Raw genomic sequence first — 20,820 nt, forward strand, 5'->3', positions numbered from 1 at the left:
GTGGTCCGGGCCCGCCGGCCCGCAGACTGCCAGCCCCCAATGAACGCATCCGCCAAATTCACGACTTCCCAGATCCGCAGCGACTTCCTTGAATTCTTCAAGGGCAAAGGCCACACCATCGTGCCGTCGGCGCCGCTGGTGCCGGGCAATGATCCGACCCTGCTGTTCACCAACTCCGGCATGGTGCAGTTCAAGGACGTGTTCCTTGGCGCGGAAAAGCGCAGCTACGTGCGCGCGGCCGACGTCCAGCGCTGCCTGCGCGCGGGCGGCAAGCACAACGACCTCGACCAGGTCGGCTACACCGCACGTCACCACACCTTCTTCGAAATGCTGGGCAACTGGTCGTTCGGCGACTACTTCAAGAAGGACGCGATCGCCTGGGCCTGGGAACTGCTGACCCAGGTCTGGAAGCTGCCGGCCGAGCGCCTGTTGGTCACCGTCTATCAGACCGATGACGAAGCGTACGCGCTGTGGCGGGACATGGTCGGCATCCCGGAAGAGCGCATCGTGCGCATCGGCGACAACAAGGGCGCACCGTTCGCCTCGGACAACTTCTGGCAGATGGCCGACACTGGCCCGTGTGGTCCGTGCACGGAAATCTTCTACGACCACGGTGACCATATCGCGGGCGGCCCCCCGGGCTCCCCGGATGAAGACGGCGACCGCTTCATCGAAATCTGGAACCTGGTGTTCATGCAGTTCGACCGCCAGCCCGACGGCACCCTGGTGCCGCTGCCGGCGCCGTGCGTGGACACCGGCATGGGCCTGGAGCGCCTGGCGGCGATCCTGCAGCACGTGCACACCAACTACGAGATCGACCTGTTCCAGGCACTGATCCGCAAGGCTTCCGAGCTGACCGGCACCGCCGACCTGGAAAACAAGTCGCTGCGCGTGATCGCTGATCACATCCGCGCCTGTTCGTTCCTGATCGTCGATGGCGTGCTGCCGTCCAACGAAGGCCGTGGCTACGTGCTGCGCCGTATCATCCGCCGCGCCCTGCGCCATGGCTGGATGCTGGGTGTGCGCCAGCCGTTCTTCAGCAAGCTGGTACCGACCCTGGTCGAGCAGATGGGCGAGGCCTATCCCGAACTGCCGGCAGCGGTGGACACCGTCACCCGTGCGCTGCAGGCCGAGGAAGAGCGTTTCGCGGAAACCCTCGATGCCGGCATGAAGATCTTCGAGGACGTGGCCGGCAAGGCCAGCAACGGCGTGATCCCGGGTGTTGACGCCTTCCGCCTGTACGACACCTATGGTTTCCCGCTCGACCTGACCCAGGACATCGCCCGCGAGCGCGATCTGACGGTCGACATCGCCGGCTTCGATGCCGCGATGGAGCAGCAGCGTGAGACCGCCCGTGCGGCGGGCAAGTTCGGTGGTGGCGTGACCCTGCCGGCTGAGCTGGTGGCGACCCTGAGCCCGACCCGGTTCCTTGGCTACGACCGCCTGCAGGCCGACGGCCTGACCGTGCTGGCCCTGCTCAAGGACGGACGTCCGGTGCAATCGGCCGATGCCGGTGACGCAGTCATCGTCATCACCAACCAGACCCCGTTCTACGCCGAGTCCGGCGGCCAGGTCGGCGACACCGGTGTGCTCACCAGCAGCGGCGTGCGCCTGGTGGTGGACGACACCCAGAAGTTCGCCGGCCAGTTCCATGGCCACGTCGGCACCTTGTCCGAAGGCGGACTGAAGGTCGGTGATGTGCTGTCAGGCCAGGTCGATGGCGAGCGCCGTGGCGCCACCATCCTCAACCACTCTGCCACCCACCTGCTGCACGCCGCCCTGCGCGAAGTGCTGGGCACCCACGTGCAGCAGAAGGGCTCGCTTGTCGCTCCGGACCGCCTGCGTTTCGACTTCTCGCACTTCCAGCCGATCAGCGCGGAAGAACTGGCCGTGATCGAGCGCAAGGTCAATGAGCAGGTGCGCGCCAACAACGCCGCCGAAGTGCACAACATGGGCATGCAGGAAGCGCTGGACTTCGGCGCGATGGCCCTGTTTGGCGAGAAGTACGGCGAGCACGTGCGCGTGCTGAAGATGGGTGACTACTCCACCGAACTGTGCGGTGGTACCCACGTCAACCGTACCGGCGACATCGGCCTGTTCAAGATCACCTCCGAGGGCGGTGTCTCCGCTGGCGTGCGCCGTATCGAAGCGGTCACCGGCCAGGGCGCCCTGGACTACGTGGACGCCGAAGAGGCCCGCCTGGCCGAGGCCGCTGAACTGCTCGGCGGCAGCGCCGCCGACGTGGTCGAGAAGATCCGTGCACTCGGCCAGCGCCAGAAGCAGCTGGAGCGGGAACTGGAAGCCGTGAAGGCCAAGATCGCCGCCGGTGCCACGGCCGACCTGTCCGGCCAGGCCGTCGAGGTTGCTGGCGTGAAGGTGCTGGCGGCCCGCCTGGAGGGCTTCGATGCCAAGGCCCTGCGTGACGCCATGGACCGCCTGAAGCAGCAGCTGGGCGACGCGGTGATCGTGCTGGCCGGTGCCCAGGACGGCAAGGCCGCCCTGGTCGCGGGTGTGAACGGCAGTGCAATGGGCAAGGTCAAGGCCGGGGAACTGTTGTCCCATATCGCCGGTCAGATCGGGGGCAAGGGCGGCGGACGCCCGGACCTCGCCCAGGGTGGTGGCGAGGACGGGCCCGCCCTTGCCACTGCGCTGGCTGCAGTCGTCGAATGGGTCAGCCCCCGCCTGTGATGAACCTGGCCGTCCCCCTCCTTGTAGGAGCGGGACGGCTGACGGTACCATTGCGAATCTTTTCCCTTTGTCGTGGTAGCGCTTCTTGACGGAGCGTCAAGCCGGTGGGGGATACCCTTCCACACGGTTCCATGGAGACTTACAAAAATGTTGATCCTGACTCGCCGCGTCGGCGAAACCCTGATGATCGGTGACTCGGTGAGCGTCACCGTGCTTGGCGTCAAGGGTAACCAGGTGCGTATCGGCATCACCGCGCCGAAGGACGTCGCTGTGCATCGCGAAGAGATCTATCAGCGCATCCAGCGCGGTGACGAAGCCGGTGGCACCGGTAGCGAAAATTCTGCCGAATAACGCTTTACCTTCGCACTCGATTAACGTTATGATTCACGCCCCGCTGAGGTGCAACGCACCAGACGCGGAGAAAACCCCGGAGTGATGCCCGAGTGGCCGAAGGGGCTCCCCTGCTAAGGGAGTATAGGGTCAAAAGCTCTATCGAGGGTTCGAATCCCTCTCACTCCGCCAGATACAAAGAAGCGCCTGCAGATCCTCGATCTGCAGGCGTTTTTCTTTATGGTGACACTCATTGCCGGTGCGCCATCCACTGATCAGAGATCAATGGATGGCGCTTCGGATGCCCCGGCTCAGAGCCTTACCGTCACACCCACCTGGAAACCACGCCCCGGCAACGGCGCGATGTATTTCAGCGGCGAGTTGTGCGGGCGTGCTTCTTCATTGAGCAGATTGCTGCCGTTGACGAACACCTCCATGCCGGCGATGTAGCTGTTGCGTACCGGCAGCTCACGACTGACCTGCAGGTCCACCAGGTTGAAGGCATCCAGTGGCACTTCCTCGCTGACATTGCGGCCGAGGTACTTCTGCGTGTCGTAGTAGGTGCTGGACAGCTGCGCCTTCCAGCCCTCCCGTTGCCACTGCAGGTTGGCGCCGTAGCGATTGGTCGGCATGTTCGGCAGGTACTCGCCGTCATTGTGGGCACGCAACGAGTCGGGGTGATCGGCCTTGTTCTTCACCAGGTCGGCGAAGGCGGACACGTTCAACGTGCCGTAGCGGCCCAGGTCCAATGCCTGCGAGGCATCGATCTCGAAGCCCTTCACCGTGGTGTCGGTCTGTTTCCAGTACTTCAGCGGCAGGCGGTTGGCGGTCTGCACTCCCGAGTAACCCAGGTATAGATAGTTCTCGTACTTCATCCGGTAGGCGGTGGCCGACAGTTCGAAACCACCGAGGTGGAACAGGCCGGTCAGTTCCAGGTTCTTCGCGCGTTCCGGCTCGAGGTTCTGGTTGCCTTCTTCCTGGGTCATCACCGAATAGTGAGCATTGCTCGCATACAACTCGTTGATCTCCGGTGCGCGCTGCGACGACGAGTAGCTCACCTTTGCGGCGAACAACGGACCGAGCTCGGCATACGATCCCAGGCTGTAGCTGTTGAGCCGGTAGTCGCGGTCCTGCAGTTTCGTGTTGGCGGCATTGCGTGCGGTCTTGAAGCGGCTTGGCTGCAGGTCATGGTCAACGCGCTCGTGGCGCACGCCAGCGTCGAAACTGGCCCAGCCGAAGTCCAGCGTCTCCTTCAGGAACACCGCGTTGCTGCGGGTGTCGACGTCAGGCAGGTAGCGCAGCGAGCCGCTGCCGGTGACATCACGCGACTGATGGCTGAAGCCCAGCAGGCCGCTGAGCGGACCGAGGCGCTGATGGCTGAGCAGCAGCGCGGCCTGGGTGCTCTCGAAATCGTAGTCGTTGGCCCGGGTGGCACCCAGCCGCTCGCCCGAGGTGTTGTCCAGCTTGGAGACTCGCAGTTCGGCGCGCTCGAACCACGGCAGCGGATCGCGCAGCAGGGCTTCCAGGGCGTAGCGTTCCTGCTTGATCACCACACCCACAGGCAGCCCGTTGGCATAGTTGGAACCGAACGACAGGTTCTGCATCGAGAACCCCGGCACGCCGTACTCGCTGTCCTTGGCATCGATGCTGACACCCACGTAACCCCGCTCGAAGAACAGGGTCGACCCGAACGCCACCTGCGAATTGCGCGCGTAGCTGTTGCCCAACCGGTGATGGTAATCGGGCGTCACGTCGTTGTTGATCTGCTTCTGCACGTACGACGGCGTGCCAGCGACATAGGCAGGATTGACCGGATTGATATAGGTACGGCGCTGCCAGACCGAGGTCGGGTTGTTGGTGAAGAACGAGAAATCACCATCGGCCCAGTCCGGATTCTCGGTCATGAACTGGTCGATGTAGGGCTGCGAGGCCTTGTTGTAGATCTGCTGCACGCGCGCTTCCTTCTGGCAGCTGTCGGCCAGCGCCGAGTTGACGCCGCCGGTAGGCGGGAACAGTCGGGTGTTGCAGGCACTGGCCTTGCTGTTGCCGGGGATGTCGTAGTGCGAGATGCGCTGTCGCGAGACCAGCAGGTTGGTCGAGAGGTTGCGCTGGTTGTTGAAGTTCATGCGGAAGCCCTGCGCGTCGGCGGCATTGAAGCCCTTGCGCAGGACCAGTTCCATCGACTGGTCCTTGTCTTCCATGCTGCGCGAGATCAGGCCCGGATCGATCTCCACGCTGCCGCCGATCGCGTTGCCGCCGTAGCGCACGGTGTCGGAAGACTTGTTGACGGTGACACTGCGTACGAACAGCGGATCGAACGGGATGTTGATGTCGCCGCTGATCGCGTTCATGCCGAGGATGGACTGGCCGTCCTGCAGGATCTGCACGCGGTTGCCGCTGAGGCTGCGGATGACCGGCGCGCCGGCATTCGGCCCGAACGCGCTGCTCTGCACGCCGGAGACGTGTTCGAGCAGGTTGCCCAGGGTGCGGTTCTGCGCCTGCGGGTTGTCGACGGTGACCCGGCTGTCGATGCGCGAGGGCTGGGTGGCCTCGACCCGGAGGGCGGGTAGGGTGGGTTCGTCCGCGGCCTGGGCGGAGTGGACGGCGAACAGAATGGCAGCAGTAAGCAGGTGGCGACGCATGGCACGATCCGTGAAAATGATGTGAAATGTTATAACGTAACTATTTGTATCGACAAGGGTGGAATGGGCCTTGCGGCAAGGGCTGGATATGAGAATGGTTCGCATATGAAAATGCAGGACGATCCCGCCTGGTCCCATCATGCTCAACCTCACCCTTGCCGACCTCGATCGCCTGGGCCGCAGCAGCGGCTTCCGCTATCGCCTGCCTGCGCTGGCCGCCGATCTGCCGGGTGAACAGTGCGTGGTGCAGGGCAGGGTGGAGCAGCGTCGCCTGCGCCCGGGCATGACCCTGGCGCTGTCGGACGTGATCGCCCATCAGCCGTTCGAGGCAAACGCGGAGTCGCCGCCGGCCTTCTCGGTGATCGTGATGCTGGAGGGACGTGCAGGGGCGCGGTTGGCCGGGCAGGCGGTGATCGGCATGAGCCCGGGTGCAGGCGCGATGGTGCTGGCCGAGGCGGCGCCGATGACCGCGATTCATCCCGCAGGGCAGCGGATGCGCAGCCTGAATGTCTCGTTGGACGCGCCCGACGGGATTGACGACCCGATGATCAGCGAGCTGCTGTCCACCGCCCACCGCACCGGTCACCCGCGGTTGCGTGGTTGGCAGGTCCCGGGGCACCTCGAGCACGCCGCCGACCAGCTGCTGTCGGGCAGCTGGCACGGGGCGATGCATGCACTGCTGTGCGAGAGTATCGGCCTGCAGATGCTGGCCCTGGCGCTGGGCGCACCTGCGCGGGAGGCATCGCCGGACCTGCGTGTTTCAGCGCGTGATCGCCGCATGCTGCAGCGGGTGATGGATTGCCTGGAGGCGGCTCCGGCCGCCGACCATTGCCTGGAGGATCTGGCGCGCCTGGCCTGCATGAGCCCAAGCAGCCTGCGCCTGAAGTTCCAGCAGGTGTACCAGTGCTCGGTGTTCGGCTGGCTGCGCGAGCACCGCCTGCAACTGGCCTGCGAGCAGCTGCGGCAGGGCTGCAGCGTGCAGCAGGCCGCGCATCTGGTCGGCTACCGGCATGCCACGAATTTCGCGACCGCATTCCGTGCGCGCTACGGCATCGCGCCCAGCCAGCTGCGCTGACCCCGGATCAGCGCCGGCAGCGCGCATACATCTGCTGCGTTAGGGCATACGTGTGCTCACGCTCAAATGACAATAATTCTCATCCAGCCTTTCCCTCCTGCTGGATCTCCCATGCCCGCCTGTATCCGCCCGCGCGCCCTGGCAACCGCCATCGGCACGACCCTGGCGCTGTTCAATACTGCCCACAGCGCCGAGCGCGCCCCTGCTGCGAAGACCTCGCAGCTGCCCACCGTGCAGGTCACGGCCGACCTCGATGGCAGCACCGAAACCTCGCGTTCCTACACCACCGATTCCATGGGCACGGCGACGGGGCTGTCGCTGACCTCGCGGCAGACGCCGCAGTCGGTCAGCGTCATCACCCGTCAGCAGATCGAGGATCGTGGCCTGCTCAGCACCGCCGATGCGCTGGCCACCGCTCCGGGCATTTCGGTCACGCGCAGTGATGCCAACCGTTACTCATTCTCGGCACGCGGCTTCGATATCGACAACTACCAGTTCGATGGCGTGGTGATGCCGGTGCTGTCGCCATGGAACTTCGGCGAGAACAATCTGGACATGGTGGTGTACGACCGCATCGAGATCGTGCGCGGTGCCAATGGCCTGATGACCGGTGCCGGTAATCCGTCGGCTGCGGTGAACCATGTGCGCAAGCGCCCGCTGCGTGATTTTGCTGCCAGTGGCGGCATCAGCCTCGGCAGCTGGGACGCGCGCCGCGCCTGGGTGGATGTGTCCAGCCCGTTGAGCCGGGAAGGGCGCGTGCGTGGTCGTGTGGTCGCCGCGCAGGCAGAGGGCGACAGCTACACCGCTGGCCTGGACAGCACCGCGAAGACGCTCTACGGCGTGGTCAGCGTGGACCTGGGCGAGGACACCGGATTGATCGCCGGTATCTCTTACCAGGCCAACGACAATCGTGGCTTCGGCAGCGGCTTCGCGCTGTTCAACGCCGATGGCACGCGTACCCGCTTCGACCGCTCGGTATCGGCCACCGCGCCGTGGGCACGGATGACCACCGACACCCGCAATGGCTTCTTCGATTTCAACCATCGCTTCGGCAACGACTGGCAGGCGCGCGTGTCCTACAGCCGCTCGCATACCGACATGGAGATGAAGCATCTCTACCGGGGCGGCTATCCCGATCCGGTTACCGGCGCCATGCCTGCAGGCAACAGCTTCACCCGCTACGACGGGCCGGTGCGCCGCGAGGCGGTCAGTGTCAGCCTGACCGGTCCCTTCCAGCTGTTCGGCCGCCATCACACGGCGTCCGTCGGCTGGTCGCGTTCACGCGACGAGATCGCACTGGGGCAGTACCGCGCACTGGCGCCGCTGCCGCCGTTGGCCAGCTACCTGGACTGGCACGGACCCGGTACGCCGGAGCCGGTGTGGGCCAGCAACAAGACCCAGGCCGATGATCTGGACAATCATCAGAGCGGTGCCTATGCGGTGGCGCGGTTGTCGCTGGCCGATCCGCTGCATGTGATCGTCGGTGGCCGCCTGAGCAACTGGGAGACCGACCAGGTCTACTTTGGCAGCAAGCGCAAATACCGCTACCGCAACGAGTTCGTGCCGTATGCCGGTGTGGTCTGGGACCTCAACGGCTACAGCAGCGTCTACGCCAGCTATACCGGTATCTTCAAGCCGCAGAACAACCGGAATGAGTCCGGGCAGATCCTCGACCCGGTCAGCGGCCGCAGCTATGAGCTGGGCCTCAAGGGCAGCTGGCTGCAGGAGCGCTTGAATGCGTCGGCGGCGCTGTTCCGCACCCAGCAGGACAACCTCGCCGAGGCCACCGGTGGCCTGGTCGAAGGCAGCACGCAGGCGGCCTACCGCGCGGTGAAGGGCGCAACCGTGGACGGCCTGGAACTGGAACTGGCCGGCGAACCATTGCCGGGTTGGAGCCTTGGCACCAGCTTCACCACCTTCATCGCGCAGGACGCGCAGGGCAGGGCGATCAACACCGCCAAGCCGCGCAGCCTGTTCAAGCTGTTCACTACCTGGCGGCTGCCGGGTACCTGGGACCGGCTGACCATCGGCGGTGGCGTGGACTGGCAGAACCGCATGTACCAGACCGCCACCGCGCCCGGAAATCGCCGGGTGCCGGTGCAGCAGCCCAGCTACGCACTGGTGAACCTGATGGCGCGCTACCAGTTCAGTTCCAATGTGTCGGCGGCGGTCAACATCAACAACCTGTTTGACCGCCACTACTACTCGCAGATCGGCTTCTACAACCAGGGCTGGTACGGGGCACCGCGAAACGTGATGTTCACGGTGAAGGTTGGCTATTGAGGATGCCGTCGCGCGGGTCAGGGATCCAGCGGATCCATCGGGTCGATGCGCAGCGATTCGGGAGCCGGCACAAACGGGATCGCGTAGGGCGAAACGCGTGAACCGACCTTGCCCGGAACGTAACCCAGTTCATGGCGGTTGCGCTCGCTGAAGGCGCTGCTGGCGACTGAGTCGATATGCGATGGACTGCTGACCACCAGTGCCGGTTGCCGCGGCGGTGCCTGCAGGGCCGTCAGCAACCGGGCTGCATTGCGCAGGTTGGTGGTGGTGTGGCGGGCATACGGCTCGATGATGATGGCATCTGCGGGAATGCCGAAGCGTGCCATCAGCGCCTCGCGCATCTGCACCGCTTCGACGCTGCGGGTGCCGCGCGGATGTACCGCACCACCCGAGACGATGAGGAAGGGCGCATCACCTGCCGCGTAGCGCTGCGCGGCCGCCTTCAGGCGCAGCTTGCTGCCGGCGCTGAGCGGGGTGGTCAGTTCATCCGGTCCCTGGCCAAGAACGATGATCGCGCTGTACGGATAAGCATTCCAATCGAGCTGCCGCGCACGCGCAAACGGCGCGGCGTTCGTCCCGGCGCTGATGGGCTCGAAGCGGATCGCATCGAGGCGGTCATTGGCATCGAGCAGGCCCACCGCCACCGCGATGCTGCGATCGAAGGCGGTGTAGGCCGCGCTGGCGTCCACCTCGCTCATCTGCATGGCAATGGCAACATCGCCGACCAGCCGCGTGCTGCCTGCCGCGCCGACCGGGCCGTCGATGGCGTCGTAGCGGGACGGCTGGCCCTGGCCATAGACGGAGAGAATATTGTTGAGGCCGGCCAGTTCCCGTTCGATGGCCTCGGCGTGCGCGGGAGCCGCGGCGGTCAACAGGCCTGCCTGCGCGGGCGTCCAGCGAGCGGACGCGAGCGTGCAGGTGGCGGTCCGGCAGCGGGCCAGCTGCTGCGTACGTTCGGCCAGGAGGGCGCGCGCATCATCGGGCAGCGTATCGGGCTTCAACTGCATGAGGGTCGGGAACAAGCGTGCGGCAAGCGCGGCGCTGTCGCGGTCGTCGGCCACCGCCGCAAGCGGCAGCGCTGCCGTGGCGAGCAGGACAAGGGACAAGGCAAGTCGTCGATGCATCACCAGCTCCTGCTGACCATCAGGCGGACGTTGCGGCCGAACAGCGGCCGCCCATAGATGGCCTCGGCCGAACCCTGTCCGGCGAGGGCATCGGTGCGGGTGTTGCCTTCGGTGAGTCCCTTTTCATTGGTGAGGTTGTCGCCCACCAGCTGTGCGCCCCAGTTGCCACGCTTCCATGAAATGCCCAGGCCGAGGGTCTGGTAGGCGGGCAGCGCTGTCTGGTTGAACAGATCAACATAGGATTTGCCGACCACGTCATAACGCAGCCAGGTCTCGAACTGGTCCTGGCCATGCTGGAAACTGAAGGTCGGGCGGAGGTTGCCGTAGAGCTTGGGCTCGCGAACGATCTGCTTGCCGTTGACGGCAGCCGGATCGGCGCCGGAATCGTTCTGCAGGCTGTCGTACTGCGGATCGCTGACCGTGATCGAGCCGGCGATGCTGAACCAGTCCAGCGGCCGGAACAGCCCATCCAGTTCGATGCCCTTGGAGACGGCGGTACCGATGAACGGCACCGACTGGTCATTGCGGCCGGTTGTCGGGTTGAAGGCCACGAACGAGGCGTTGAGCGGATCGAACTTCGTGTAGAACGCCGTCAGGTACAGGTAGGACCGGCCGAATCCGGCCTTCAGGCCCAGCTCGTACTGGTCCAGCTGGGTCTGCACGATGGTGGGATCGATCGAGCGTGCCACTGACGAGTTGGGAACGATCTCCATGTGCGAGACGCGGGCGTAAGCACCCACCGAAGGGGTGAAATCGAAGTTCGCACCCACGGTCCAATTGGTCGCGGACGGATCCAGGCGATGGTTCTGGACCACGCCGGTGAACCGGCGCGTGGTGTTGTCGGCCAGTGTGTTGCGGTCGCCGAGGTCGACCTGGGCGGTCTGCTCTGCGTAGCCTTCATAGCGATAGCGTTCATGGCGGATACCAGCGTCGAGCTTGAAGCGGTCCGTCAGTGCCCACGTGTCATTGGCATACACCGCGAACATGCGGGCATCGACCTTGCCGCGATTCAGGGTGGTGGTGTAACGCAGCGTGCCCTTGTCGGTCACATAGCCCAGCGGGGTGCCATCGTTGCCGTAGGCCACCAGATCCAGCAGGCGTGGCTTGCCGCGCATCTCCATCAGCATGTCCTGGTACAGGCTGAAGGCCGTGGTGCCGAAGAAGGCGGTGTACGCGCCGATGTTCAGATCGTGGCTGCCCCAGGCCGTTTCAAACAACCGCGTCGCACTGAAGTCCGCCTGGCCGGAGTAGAAGTCCGAATCTGCGGCCCGGTACTGGGCCGAGATTACCAGGCCGGAGTCGGCATAGGGATCGTAGGCACTCGTTCCGTTGCTGCCGGCCAGGGCGTAGCCCATCCGCGCGACGCCGGCACCGAAGGCGGAACGGGCCGCGCCCAGATAGCCGTTGGCGAAGGTGCGTGCGTCGACCGGGTTGGTGGTCGAGTACAGTGCGTCGAAGGTGTTGCGACCCTTGGTGTAGCCGGCTTTCAGCGAGATCGTCCAGTCGCTGGCGGTATTCTCGTACTGGAAGCCGATGTTGCCGAAGCGCATGTGCCGGCCATCAGCCAGGTCGCGGTTCATGCCCTGCAGGACGCCGCCGCCATCGAGGTACTTCAGGTTCACACTGCGCAGCGACGGCGAGTTCAGCGTACCGTCGAAGTAGTCGATATACGGGTCCAGCGGAACGCTGGGATTGCGCGGATCGGCGACCGGGATCGGCAGGTAGAACGTATTGTGGTCATCGACGAAGGTGCCGCTGACCTTGAACCAGCTGGTGTCATCGAAGTAGTGCTTGATGTTGCCCCTGATCTGCCCGCCCTTGTCGTTCGGGAAGCCATTGTCGCGGTAGCCATCGTGCTGGCGCAGGAATCCACCGACTGCATAGAAGGTGTCCTTGCCGAGGGCGCCGGACTGGTACATCTCGCCGCGGTACAGCCCGGTGTCACCGACGGTCAGCTGGGCCTTGCCGTGGGTCTCTTCCGAGCCCTCGGCCAGGATGTTGTTGACGATGGCGCCGCCACTGCTTGCATAGATCGGCGCCGGGCCACCACGTACGATCTCCACCCGCTGGTTCATCACGTCGAACCGGTTCATGCCGTCGCCGGAGTTGAAGAAGTGGCCATCCAGCTCCTGGTAGAGCGGCAGGCCGTCCTGCTGGAAGGCGATGAAGCCACGATCGGTGGGAATGCCGCGCAGCCGGGTGATGTTCTGCACCTCGCCGCCGGTGGCCTCGACATGGATGCCGGGCACGGACCCGAGCAGGTCGGCGTAGCTTTTCGGTGCGAGCTTCTGCACATCTTCGCGGCTGAGTGAATTGACCGCGAAGGACGCATCGAAACGACGCTGGGTGCGTGCTGCACCGGTGACCACCACCGCATCCAGCGTTGCGGCGTCGGCGCTGTCCTTGTTCTGGACCGGGGCGTCCTGCGCAGAAGCATTGCCGTGCAGGGATATCAAGGCCAGGGAGATTCCCAGGACCAGGGGGCTGATGTTCATCGGAGGGCGGCCATGCAGGGAAGGGGGACCGCTGCACGGTAGGTCCGGGCGATGACGGAATTGTTTACTTCGGCGGAAATAAACAATTAAACGCTGGCATCGGCGCCCAGCTGGTGGATCGGCAGCAGCGCCGCGCCCACCGATACTGCGGATCCTCCCAGCCGGGACACATGCACCTGCGGCAGGCGCAGGCTGTCCAGCGCACTGCTCCAGCGTGCTGGCTGCTGCAGGTGTTGCCCCAGGGCTTCCAGTACCTGGCGGGGCAGTGAACCGGACAGGATCACGGCGCCGGGATCGAGCCAGGCGACGCCGGTATTGGCCGCTGCGCCCAGCTGGTTGCCCGCGCGTTCGGCCCAGGCGCTGATGATGCCGGTATGGCTTTCCAGGCAGGCCTCCAGCTCGAACAGCGATGGAATTCCAGCGCCGGCCTCGCGCAACGTGGCCAGCAGGTCGATGCCCGAGGGGCGCGGCGCGTCCATGCGGAACAGGCGGCCGATGTCGCCGGCATTGCCGAATTCACCGCGCATCACATCACGCCGATGGATCACGCCACCGCCCACGCCATGGCCGACATACAGCAGCAGCGCCGAAGCGCAGTCGCGGATCAGCCCGCTGTCGTAGTACTCCGCCAGCGCCGCCAGGGTTGCATCGTTCTCCACCCAGACCGGAAAGCCAAAGTAGTCTTCAAAGAACTGGTCGTTGTCGATATCGCGCCAGCCATGCAGCCAGTCCACCGCGTGCCGGCGTGCCGGACCGGTTTCGACCACGGGCCCGGGGACCGCCACGCCGAGGCCGAGGAAACGGGCGCGCATGAGCCCGGTGCTGCTGGTGAGGCTGCGCAGGCGCTGGTCCACGCAATAGACGAAATCGTGGGGATCTGCGCTGTCGAACGCGGTGGCATCACGGGCGATGACCTGGCCGGCGAAGTCCACCAGTGCGATCTCCAGCCAACCGGGATGCACCGTGGCACCGGCGGCATAGCCGCCCCGACCGGACAGCGCCAGTGGCACCGACGGACGGCCACGCTGGCCATCGGACAGTTGTCCCTGTTCCTCGATCACTTCCAGCATCAGCAGTTCACGCGCCAGGCGGGTCAACGCGCCGTTGTGCATGCCCAGCTGGTGGGCGATGGTGATGCGGGGAACGGCGCCCATCGTGCGCAACAGCCAGATGATGCGCTTGTGGTCGGCATCCAGCGCGATCAGCGGCTTGCGGCGCAGCCGCGATGTCGGGGCCAGGTTCACGGGCGCAGGCCCTCGGTACGTGCTGGCGGGATGGGCCAGGCCAATGCGGCCAGCGAAAGCAGGCTGCCGATGGCGACCAGCGAGACCAGGGTGGCCGCGGTGCCCGGATCGCCCGCCTGTATACCGGGCAGCACTTCGCCCAGCAGCAAGGAAGAGGCCGCGATGGATAGCTTCATGGTTCCGGTGAGCAGTGCAAAACAGCTGAGGTCATCGTCGCGTCCGCTATGGGCGGCATGGCGATGGGCGATCAGCGCGGTGCGTCGCCACAGTACCAGGCCGACGCTGGCCACTGCCGTCCCATGGATGGCGGCACATGCAATCGCGACAGGCGTGGAGGGGATGGCCAGGTACCCGCCAACGGCGGCGACGGCAAGCACCGACATCAGCGCGAGCATCCCGGTCTCGCTGTGCAGCCTTGAACGCAGGCGCAGGCAGAGCCAGGGGGCAACCACCATGCCCGCCACCATCGCGAAGGTCAGTGCTGCCCCGTGTTCAGCGAAAGGGAACAGGCGCCCGGCCAGACCCACCAGCGCAGTCTCCGCCGCTGCGGCCAGCAGAACCGGCAGCAGTGCCGGCAGGGGCAGGGCAACAGCAGCGGGCATCCCGGTTGCGGAGGGCCGTGGCGGTGTTGCGACGCAGGCCAGGGGAAGCGCAGCGGCCGCGATCAGCACGCCGATGATCATGCAGATCAACAACGCGTTGCCACTGCCCTGGGACGCAGGAGGACCGACCACGCTGAACAACGCCGCGGCAATGCACAGCTTGGAAATGGGCACCACCACGGCGCGCGTGGAGACATAGCGCATGGCCTCGTCCTCGTCACGGGGCAGCAACGAAGTCAGTGCGTTCTGCGCCACGTCGTAGACCGCATAGCAGGTACGGAACAGCAACGATGCGACCAGCAATGGCAGGAAGGTGGGCCCGGCTGCGCTGTGCGGGCTGAATAGCAGGCAGGCGCTGGCGGCCGTGCCGAGCCCGCCGATGAGCTGCAGGCGCAGGGCGAGGCGCTGCTGGTTGCGCAGGCGGGTGAACACGGCGGCCAGCAGCAGATCGAGCAGGCTGCTGTAGGCCAATGAAATGGCCAGCAGCAGGCCGGTGTGGGCCGCCGGCAGCCCCAGGCGGGCGTGCAGGTAGTAGCCCAGCACCAGATCCACGAACGACCAGACCAGGGTGCGGGCAAAGTGGCCGGCGGCATAGAGGTGCCGTGGCGAGGGCTGCGTGTTCAACGCCGTGTAATGGGGGGAAGAGCCGGAGATGCTGGATCGTTCTACTACCCCTGTGTGACATGGCCCTGACATGGCGCGTGGCCGGGCGTTCAGCAAGTGGCTTGCACCCCCTGCCGCAGGCGCGCAGCATTCGCCCTGCTGCCCCCCATCACGCGTCACGCAGCGCTTTCTTCACTGGAACGGAGCAACGTATGAAACTGTTGTCCGCTGTGTTGTTGTCTGTGCTTTCGCTCTCCGCCGTTCCGGCGCTGGCAGTGGAAGCTTCGCCCTCACCGCTGCTGGGGCGCTGGTCGCTGGATATCGCCACGTCTGCGCTACCCGAAGCGCAGCGCCCAAAGCACGTGGTGCTGGAGTTCAAGGACGCCGGTGCGGGTCGTTGGAGTTCACACGTGGACATCGTCCTGCACGACGGCAAGACCATGAAGTCCGACGGCACGCTGGCGCTGGACGGCACGCCGGGGCCCTTGTCCGGCACCTACGGCGCGGACAAGGCCAACCTGAAACTGCCGGCGCCGAACACCCTGGTGATGCAGTTGGTGGACCATGGCACGCCAGCGTCCACCCGCATCTACACCGTAGCGGCCGACCGCACGACGATGACCGAGACCAAGGCGTTCTACAGCCATGACGGTACACCGATCCTGCAGACCAACCTGTTCAAGCGGATACCCTAGCGGTTCCGTCCGCACCACGCCCGCACAGCGGGCGTGGTGAACTCAGCAGCCTTACACCGCAGCCGGATCGCGCTTGCCGGTGTCGATGCCGTACCTGGCGATGGCCTCCTGCATCCGCGAACGCTCGACGCGACCTTCATCGGCCAGCGTCTTCAACGCTGCCAGCACGATGAAATGACGGTCCACTTCGAAGAACGTGCGCAGCGATTCACGCGTGTCGGAACGGCCGAAGCCATCGGTGCCGAGTGCGGTGAAGCGGCGGTCGTTGATGAAGGGGCGGATCTGGTCGCCGACGATCTTCATGTAGTCGGTGGCCACCACCACCGGGCCTTCATGGCCCTGCAGGCACTGCTGCACGTAGGGTACGCGCGGCTGCTCGGCCGGATGCAGCAGGTTCCAGCGTTCGGCGGCCAGGCCATCGCGGCGCAGTTCAGTCAGGCTGGTCGCGCTCCACACATCGCTGGCGATGCAGAAGTCCTGCTGCAGCAGTTCTGCCGCGGCTTCCACTTCGCGCAGGATCGAGCCGGCGCCCATCAGCTGCACGCGTGGCTGCGAGGCGGCATCGGCGGCTGCCGGGTGCAGCAGGTAGAGGCCCTTCAGGATGCCGGTCTCGGCGCCTTCGGGCAGTGCCGGCTGCGGGTAGTTCTCGTTGAGTACGGTGATGTAGTAGTAGATGTCATCCTGGTCGACATACATGCGGCGCAGGCCGTCATGGATGATCACCGCCAGCTCGTAGTTGTAGGTCGGGTCGTAGGACACGCAGCTGGGAATCACCGACGACAGCACGTGGCTGTGGCCGTCATCGTGCTGCAGGCCTTCGCCCATCAGCGTGGTGCGGCCCGACGTGGCACCGAGCAGGAAGCCGCGGGTACGCGCATCGGCAGCGGCCCAGGCCAGGTCACCGACGCGCTGCAGGCCGAACATCGAATAGAAGATGTAGAACGGAATCGTCGCCAGGCCGTGGTTGCTGTAGGCGGTGCCGGCGGCGATCCACGAACAGATCGCACCGGATTCATTGATGCCTTCCTGCAGGATCTGGCCGTCCTTGGCTTCCTTGTAATAGCTCAGCTGGCCGGCGTCCTGCGGGGTGTACAGCTGGCCCAGGTAAGAGTGGATGCCGATCTGGCGGAACAGGCCTTCCATGCCGAAGGTGCGCGATTCATCGGGCACGATCGGAATCACCAGCTTGCCCAGTTCCGGATCCTTCAACAGGCTGGTGAGGATGCGCACGAAGCCCATGGTGGTGGACTGGCCGCGATCACCACTGCCCTGCAGCTGGGTGTTGAAGATCGACAGTGGTGGCAGCGGCAGGGGATCGACCCTGGCCAGGCGCGCTGGCAACTGCCCACCCTGGATGCGGCGGCGCTCGGCGAAGTAGGCCGCCTCGGCGCTGCCCGGTTCCGGGCGCAGGTAGGGCATCTCCTCCAGCTGGTCGTCGCTGACCGGCAGGTTGAAGCGGTCACGGAAGGCACGCACCGCGTCGGCGCTCATCTTCTTCAGCTGGTGGTTGATGTTCTGGCCTTCGCCGGCTTCGCCCATGCCGAAACCCTTGACCGTCTTGGCCAGGATCACGGTGGGCCGGCCGCTGGTGTTCACTGCCTGCTGGTAGGCGGCGAAGACCTTCTGTGGATCATGGCCACCACGCGCCAGCGCCCAGATATCGTCGTCGCTCATGTGCGCGACCAGCTCCAGCAGCTCGGGGTAGCGACCGAAGAAGTGTTCGCGCACGTAGGCGCCGCTCTGCGACTTGAAGGTCTGGTAGTCGCCGTCCACGCACTCCATCATGCGCTGGCGCAGCAGGCCGCTGTGGTCGCGGGCCAGCAGGTCGTCCCAGCCGCTGCCCCAGATCAGCTTGATCACGTTCCAGCCGGCCGCGCGGAAGGTGCCTTCCAGTTCCTGGATGACCTTGGCGTTGCCGCGTACCGGCCCGTCCAGGCGTTGCAGGTTGCAGTTGACCACGAACACGATGTTGTCCAGCCGCTCGCGGCCGGCCAGGGAAATTGCCGCCAGCGATTCGGGCTGGTCCATTTCGCCGTCGCCGAGGAAGGCCCAGACCCTGCGGCCCTGGTGCTCTTTCAGGCTGCGGTATTCCAGGTAACGCATGTAGCGCGCCTGGTAGGCGGCGGTCAGCGGGCCCAGCCCCATCGACACGGTGGGGAACTGCCAGAACTCCGGCATCAGGCGTGGGTGCGGATACGAGGACAGGCCTTCGCGGCCGGCTTCGCGGCGGAAGTTGTCCATCCGTGCCGGATCGATGCGGCCTTCCACGTAGGCGCGGCCATAGATGCCCGGCGCCGAATGGCCCTGGATGTAGATCATGTCGCCGTCGAAGGTGTCGGTGCGGCCACGGAAGAAGTGATCGAAGCCCACGTCGTACAGCACCGCTGCCGACTGGTAGGTAGCGATGTGGCCGCCGACGTTGGAATGCTTGCCGGCACGCAGCACCATCACCATCGCGTTCCAGCGGATCATCGCGTTCAGGCGGCGCTCGATGGCCAGGTCGCCCGGGTAGGCCGGCTGGCGCTCGGGCGGGATGGTGTTGACGTAGGCGGTCCAGGCACGGGTATGCAGGTCGCCGTGCTGCTGCGCGTCCAGATCGCTCAGCTGGTCGATCAGGTAGTGCGCGCGCGGCCGGCCGCCGGCCTGCATCACCGCCTCCAGCGATTCACGCCATTCCTGGGTTTCCAGTGGATCGGTATCGAAGGGAATGAGGGCTTGGTTCATGACTGTCTCCAGAGGGCGCCGGTCGGACTTCTGCCTGGGCGACAACACCGGCAGGGCGCACAGCACTGGAGCGGGGTCGCAACGGCGGGGGCCGTGACGCGAAGGGCGACCGTGGCGGCCACCGAGAAGACAAGCGTAGGCCTGCCCCCCACGCTTCGGTAGGCGTGCAGGGCTTGGGTCTCTGGCAAGCAAGGGTTGGTGCCGCGCGTCGTATCAAGGGCGGATGCGCTGGGCGCGGCCGCCGATCAGGCCGGGGACAGCCCAGGCAGGAACACCGGGATGATCGCCACGCCGACGCCCAGCAGGCACCAGGCGACGATGGGCAACCAGCGCGCCAGGCGTTGGGCGGGTTCCGATGCACGGCGGCCGCCGATCCACAGCAGCAGCGTGAGCACACCTAGCGCATAGGCGAGGACGACGATCACCGGATGCACATGGATGACCCGGCTGGGCGGCCACATCTGCTGCTGGTAGGCGGTGGTGTGGGCGACCAGCAGCAGGAACAGCAGGCTGCTGAGGGTGTTGATGGCGGTGCGTGCGTTGATGGGAGCACTCCTTGTGCGGGCTGCCGGGACATCGCAGGAGCCGCATTCTAGCGGCTGCCTGCTGGCTGTTGAAACGCCACTGTCATCGATGGCGGTCACCCTGCGGGGCTTTCCAGCCTCGGGGTGGTTGGCCGGCCGTGAACAGCGTGAGGATCTGGGAGAAGAGCTACGAACTGCGGCGCCGGCTGCTGCGTGGCTTCTTCCTGCGTCGCGGTTCGGCCAGCGAGGATGCCGAAGACCTGGCGCAGGAGGTCTATCTTCGCCTGCTGCGCAGCACCGGCGAAGATGCCGATGCGGTCGAGAACCCGGAAGCCTACCTGTTCACCGTGGCGGCCAATCTGGCGCGCGAGCACGCGCGCGCGCGGTCGTCGCTGCCGCCGCTGGAAGACGTCGACCTGCTGGCCGAAGTGCTGAAAAGCGAAGAAGACATCGAAGGCGAATTCGAGCGTGCGCAGCGCTGGAACGATATCCGCAGCACCATCGCACGACTGCCGGCAACCACGCGGCGGGTGATGGAGCTGCACTACCGCGACGGGCTGGACTGCCCGGGAATCAGCCAGCAGCTGCAGGTGTCGGTGCACATGGTGCGCAAGCACATCGGCAAGGGTCTGGAGGCCTGCAGGAAGGCGCTGGGCGCCAGGGAGCTCACATGAACCGGAATTCATCGCCCGTGGCCGACGACACGATCGCCTGCGAGGCCATGGACTGGTTCCTGCGCAATCGCGAGGGGCCGTTGGATGAGGCCGGGCGCGTCGCGTTCCTGGACTGGATGAAGCGCTCGCCGGAGCATGTGCGCGCCTACATGCGCGCCCTCGCGCTTCACCGGCAGGTCGGTGAGGCGCTGCAATCGCCGTTGGCTGACGAGGCGGCGGTTCCACCGCGGCAGATCGCCGCCAAGGTGGTGCCGCTGTTCGGTAGCGTGCACGCGCCGCCGCGCGCTGTGCCGCGTCGCGGTCGTGCGCGCTGGTGGGTGGCGGCTGCCGCAGCCTGTATCACCCTGCTCGGCGTGGGCCTGGTTCCGCAGGTGGCGCCCACCGAGCAGCTTTACAGTGCCGGACAGGGTGAACTTCGCGACCTGGTGCTGCCCGACCAGACCCAGGTGCGGCTCAACGCGGACAGCCGCCTGCGGGTACGCATGGGCTGGTTCAGCCGCAAGGTGGAGCTGCTGCAGGGGGAGGCCACGTTCGACATCGCCCGCGACCGCCGTCCGTTCGAGGTGCAGGTGAACGGCCTGGAGATCCGGGACATCGGCACGGTATTCGATGTGTCGCGACGGCTGCAGAGCACGCGCATCGGCGTGGTCTCCGGCGAGGTGGAGGTATGGAGCCAGGGTGCGGACGCCCGGCGTCTTGCGCAGCTGGGCGAAGGCCGGGTGGTGCAGGTCGACGCGCGCAGCCATGCGGTCGAGTCATTGGACCTGCCATTGTCGATGCTGCTGGATTGGCAGCAGCGCAAAGTGTCCTTCCTCGACGAGCGGCTGGACGAGGTGGCCGCTGCCTTCAACCGGCACAACCAGGTGCAGGTGCGCGTGCTGGACGAAGGCGCGGCATCGGCACGGTTGTCGGGCAGTCTCGATGCGCATCGCATCGGTGCGCTGCAGGCCTTCCTCGAACGCGACCCGCGTTTCGTGGTGAAGCGCGAAGGCGGCACCGTGCGGGTTGGCAGTCGCTGAAGCCGACGTGGCCGTTGACTGTCAGAAAAAATTCATCGAATCCGCGTTCTCCACTTCGGTGGATGCGGGCTCTTACTTGGGAGAAGCCGCTGCCGAGC

The 20,820-nt window shown here is 65.7% G+C and carries 14 protein-coding genes and 1 tRNA gene; 8 read left to right on the top strand and 7 right to left on the bottom strand.

The window, feature by feature from the left end; genetic code table 11:
* Nucleotides 1-39 precede the first annotated feature (39 nt).
* The 3 genes from alaS (at nucleotide 40) to AC5P57_RS04755 (ending at nucleotide 3,210) form a co-directional block, all read left to right on the top strand.
* A complete protein-coding gene (gene alaS / locus AC5P57_RS04745; protein WP_099551440.1) occupies nucleotides 40-2,688 on the top strand; it encodes an alanine--tRNA ligase in 2,649 nt (882 codons plus the stop codon).
* Between the two features lie 147 nt (nucleotides 2,689-2,835).
* Nucleotides 2,836-3,039, top strand: a complete 204-nt coding sequence (gene csrA / locus AC5P57_RS04750) for a carbon storage regulator CsrA (protein ID WP_004152909.1) — start codon at nucleotides 2,836-2,838, stop codon at nucleotides 3,037-3,039.
* A 78-nt stretch (nucleotides 3,040-3,117) separates the two neighbouring features.
* Nucleotides 3,118-3,210, top strand: a tRNA-Ser gene (locus AC5P57_RS04755).
* A 119-nt stretch (nucleotides 3,211-3,329) separates the two neighbouring features.
* Here AC5P57_RS04755 and AC5P57_RS04760 read toward each other — a convergent pair.
* On the bottom strand, nucleotides 3,330-5,660 hold the full coding sequence (locus AC5P57_RS04760) for a TonB-dependent receptor (protein ID WP_262236380.1): 2,331 nt from the start codon (nucleotides 5,658-5,660) through the stop codon (nucleotides 3,330-3,332).
* A gap of 139 nt (nucleotides 5,661-5,799) precedes the next feature.
* Between AC5P57_RS04760 and AC5P57_RS04765 the strand changes: the two genes are divergently transcribed.
* Nucleotides 5,800-6,735, top strand: coding sequence for a helix-turn-helix transcriptional regulator (locus AC5P57_RS04765; RefSeq protein ID WP_099554319.1), 936 nt, complete (start codon nucleotides 5,800-5,802; stop codon nucleotides 6,733-6,735).
* Nucleotides 6,736-6,846: 111 nt separating this feature from the next.
* Complete coding sequence (fauA, locus tag AC5P57_RS04770) at nucleotides 6,847-9,018, top strand: TonB-dependent alcaligin siderophore receptor FauA (RefSeq protein WP_099554317.1); 2,172 nt, start codon at nucleotides 6,847-6,849, stop codon at nucleotides 9,016-9,018.
* A 17-nt stretch (nucleotides 9,019-9,035) separates the two neighbouring features.
* Here fauA and AC5P57_RS04775 read toward each other — a convergent pair whose 3' ends face one another.
* From AC5P57_RS04775 to AC5P57_RS04790, 4 genes are all read right to left on the bottom strand, one after another.
* Nucleotides 9,036-10,142, bottom strand: a complete 1,107-nt coding sequence (locus AC5P57_RS04775; RefSeq protein ID WP_099554314.1) for a YdcF family protein — start codon at nucleotides 10,140-10,142, stop codon at nucleotides 9,036-9,038.
* A complete protein-coding gene (locus AC5P57_RS04780) occupies nucleotides 10,142-12,637 on the bottom strand; it encodes a TonB-dependent receptor (RefSeq protein WP_099554312.1) in 2,496 nt (831 codons plus the stop codon). The genes AC5P57_RS04775 and AC5P57_RS04780 overlap by 1 nt, the downstream gene beginning before the upstream one ends.
* A gap of 86 nt (nucleotides 12,638-12,723) precedes the next feature.
* Nucleotides 12,724-13,881 carry an ROK family protein gene (locus AC5P57_RS04785; RefSeq protein WP_099554310.1) on the bottom strand — a complete coding sequence of 386 codons (1,158 nt, stop codon included), beginning with the start codon at nucleotides 13,879-13,881 and terminating at the stop codon, nucleotides 12,724-12,726.
* Nucleotides 13,878-15,107 carry an MFS transporter gene (locus AC5P57_RS04790; protein ID WP_099554308.1) on the bottom strand — a complete coding sequence of 410 codons (1,230 nt, stop codon included), beginning with the start codon at nucleotides 15,105-15,107 and terminating at the stop codon, nucleotides 13,878-13,880. Before AC5P57_RS04790 ends, AC5P57_RS04785 begins: the two co-directional genes overlap by 4 nt.
* A 191-nt stretch (nucleotides 15,108-15,298) precedes the next feature.
* Between AC5P57_RS04790 and AC5P57_RS04795 the strand changes: the two genes are divergently transcribed.
* A complete protein-coding gene (locus tag AC5P57_RS04795) occupies nucleotides 15,299-15,781 on the top strand; it encodes a LuxR family transcriptional regulator (protein WP_099554306.1) in 483 nt (160 codons plus the stop codon).
* Nucleotides 15,782-15,832: 51 nt separating this feature from the next.
* Here AC5P57_RS04795 and aceE read toward each other — a convergent pair whose 3' ends face one another.
* On the bottom strand, nucleotides 15,833-18,505 hold the full coding sequence (gene aceE, locus AC5P57_RS04800; RefSeq protein WP_495219492.1) for a pyruvate dehydrogenase (acetyl-transferring), homodimeric type: 2,673 nt from the start codon (nucleotides 18,503-18,505) through the stop codon (nucleotides 15,833-15,835).
* A 245-nt stretch (nucleotides 18,506-18,750) separates the two neighbouring features.
* Nucleotides 18,751-19,149, bottom strand: coding sequence for a hypothetical protein (locus AC5P57_RS04805; RefSeq protein ID WP_495219493.1), 399 nt, complete (start codon nucleotides 19,147-19,149; stop codon nucleotides 18,751-18,753).
* Nucleotides 19,150-19,187: 38 nt separating this feature from the next.
* Here AC5P57_RS04805 and AC5P57_RS04810 point away from each other — a divergent pair, with 38 nt between their 5' ends.
* Nucleotides 19,188-19,703 carry an RNA polymerase sigma factor gene (locus AC5P57_RS04810; protein ID WP_072166673.1) on the top strand — a complete coding sequence of 172 codons (516 nt, stop codon included), beginning with the start codon at nucleotides 19,188-19,190 and terminating at the stop codon, nucleotides 19,701-19,703.
* A complete protein-coding gene (locus AC5P57_RS04815) occupies nucleotides 19,700-20,722 on the top strand; it encodes a FecR family protein (protein ID WP_099554300.1) in 1,023 nt (340 codons plus the stop codon). Before AC5P57_RS04810 ends, AC5P57_RS04815 begins: the two co-directional genes overlap by 4 nt.
* Nucleotides 20,723-20,820 lie beyond the last annotated feature (98 nt).

It is taken from the genome of Stenotrophomonas sp. YJH_SMC_79 (genome assembly GCF_059367995.1).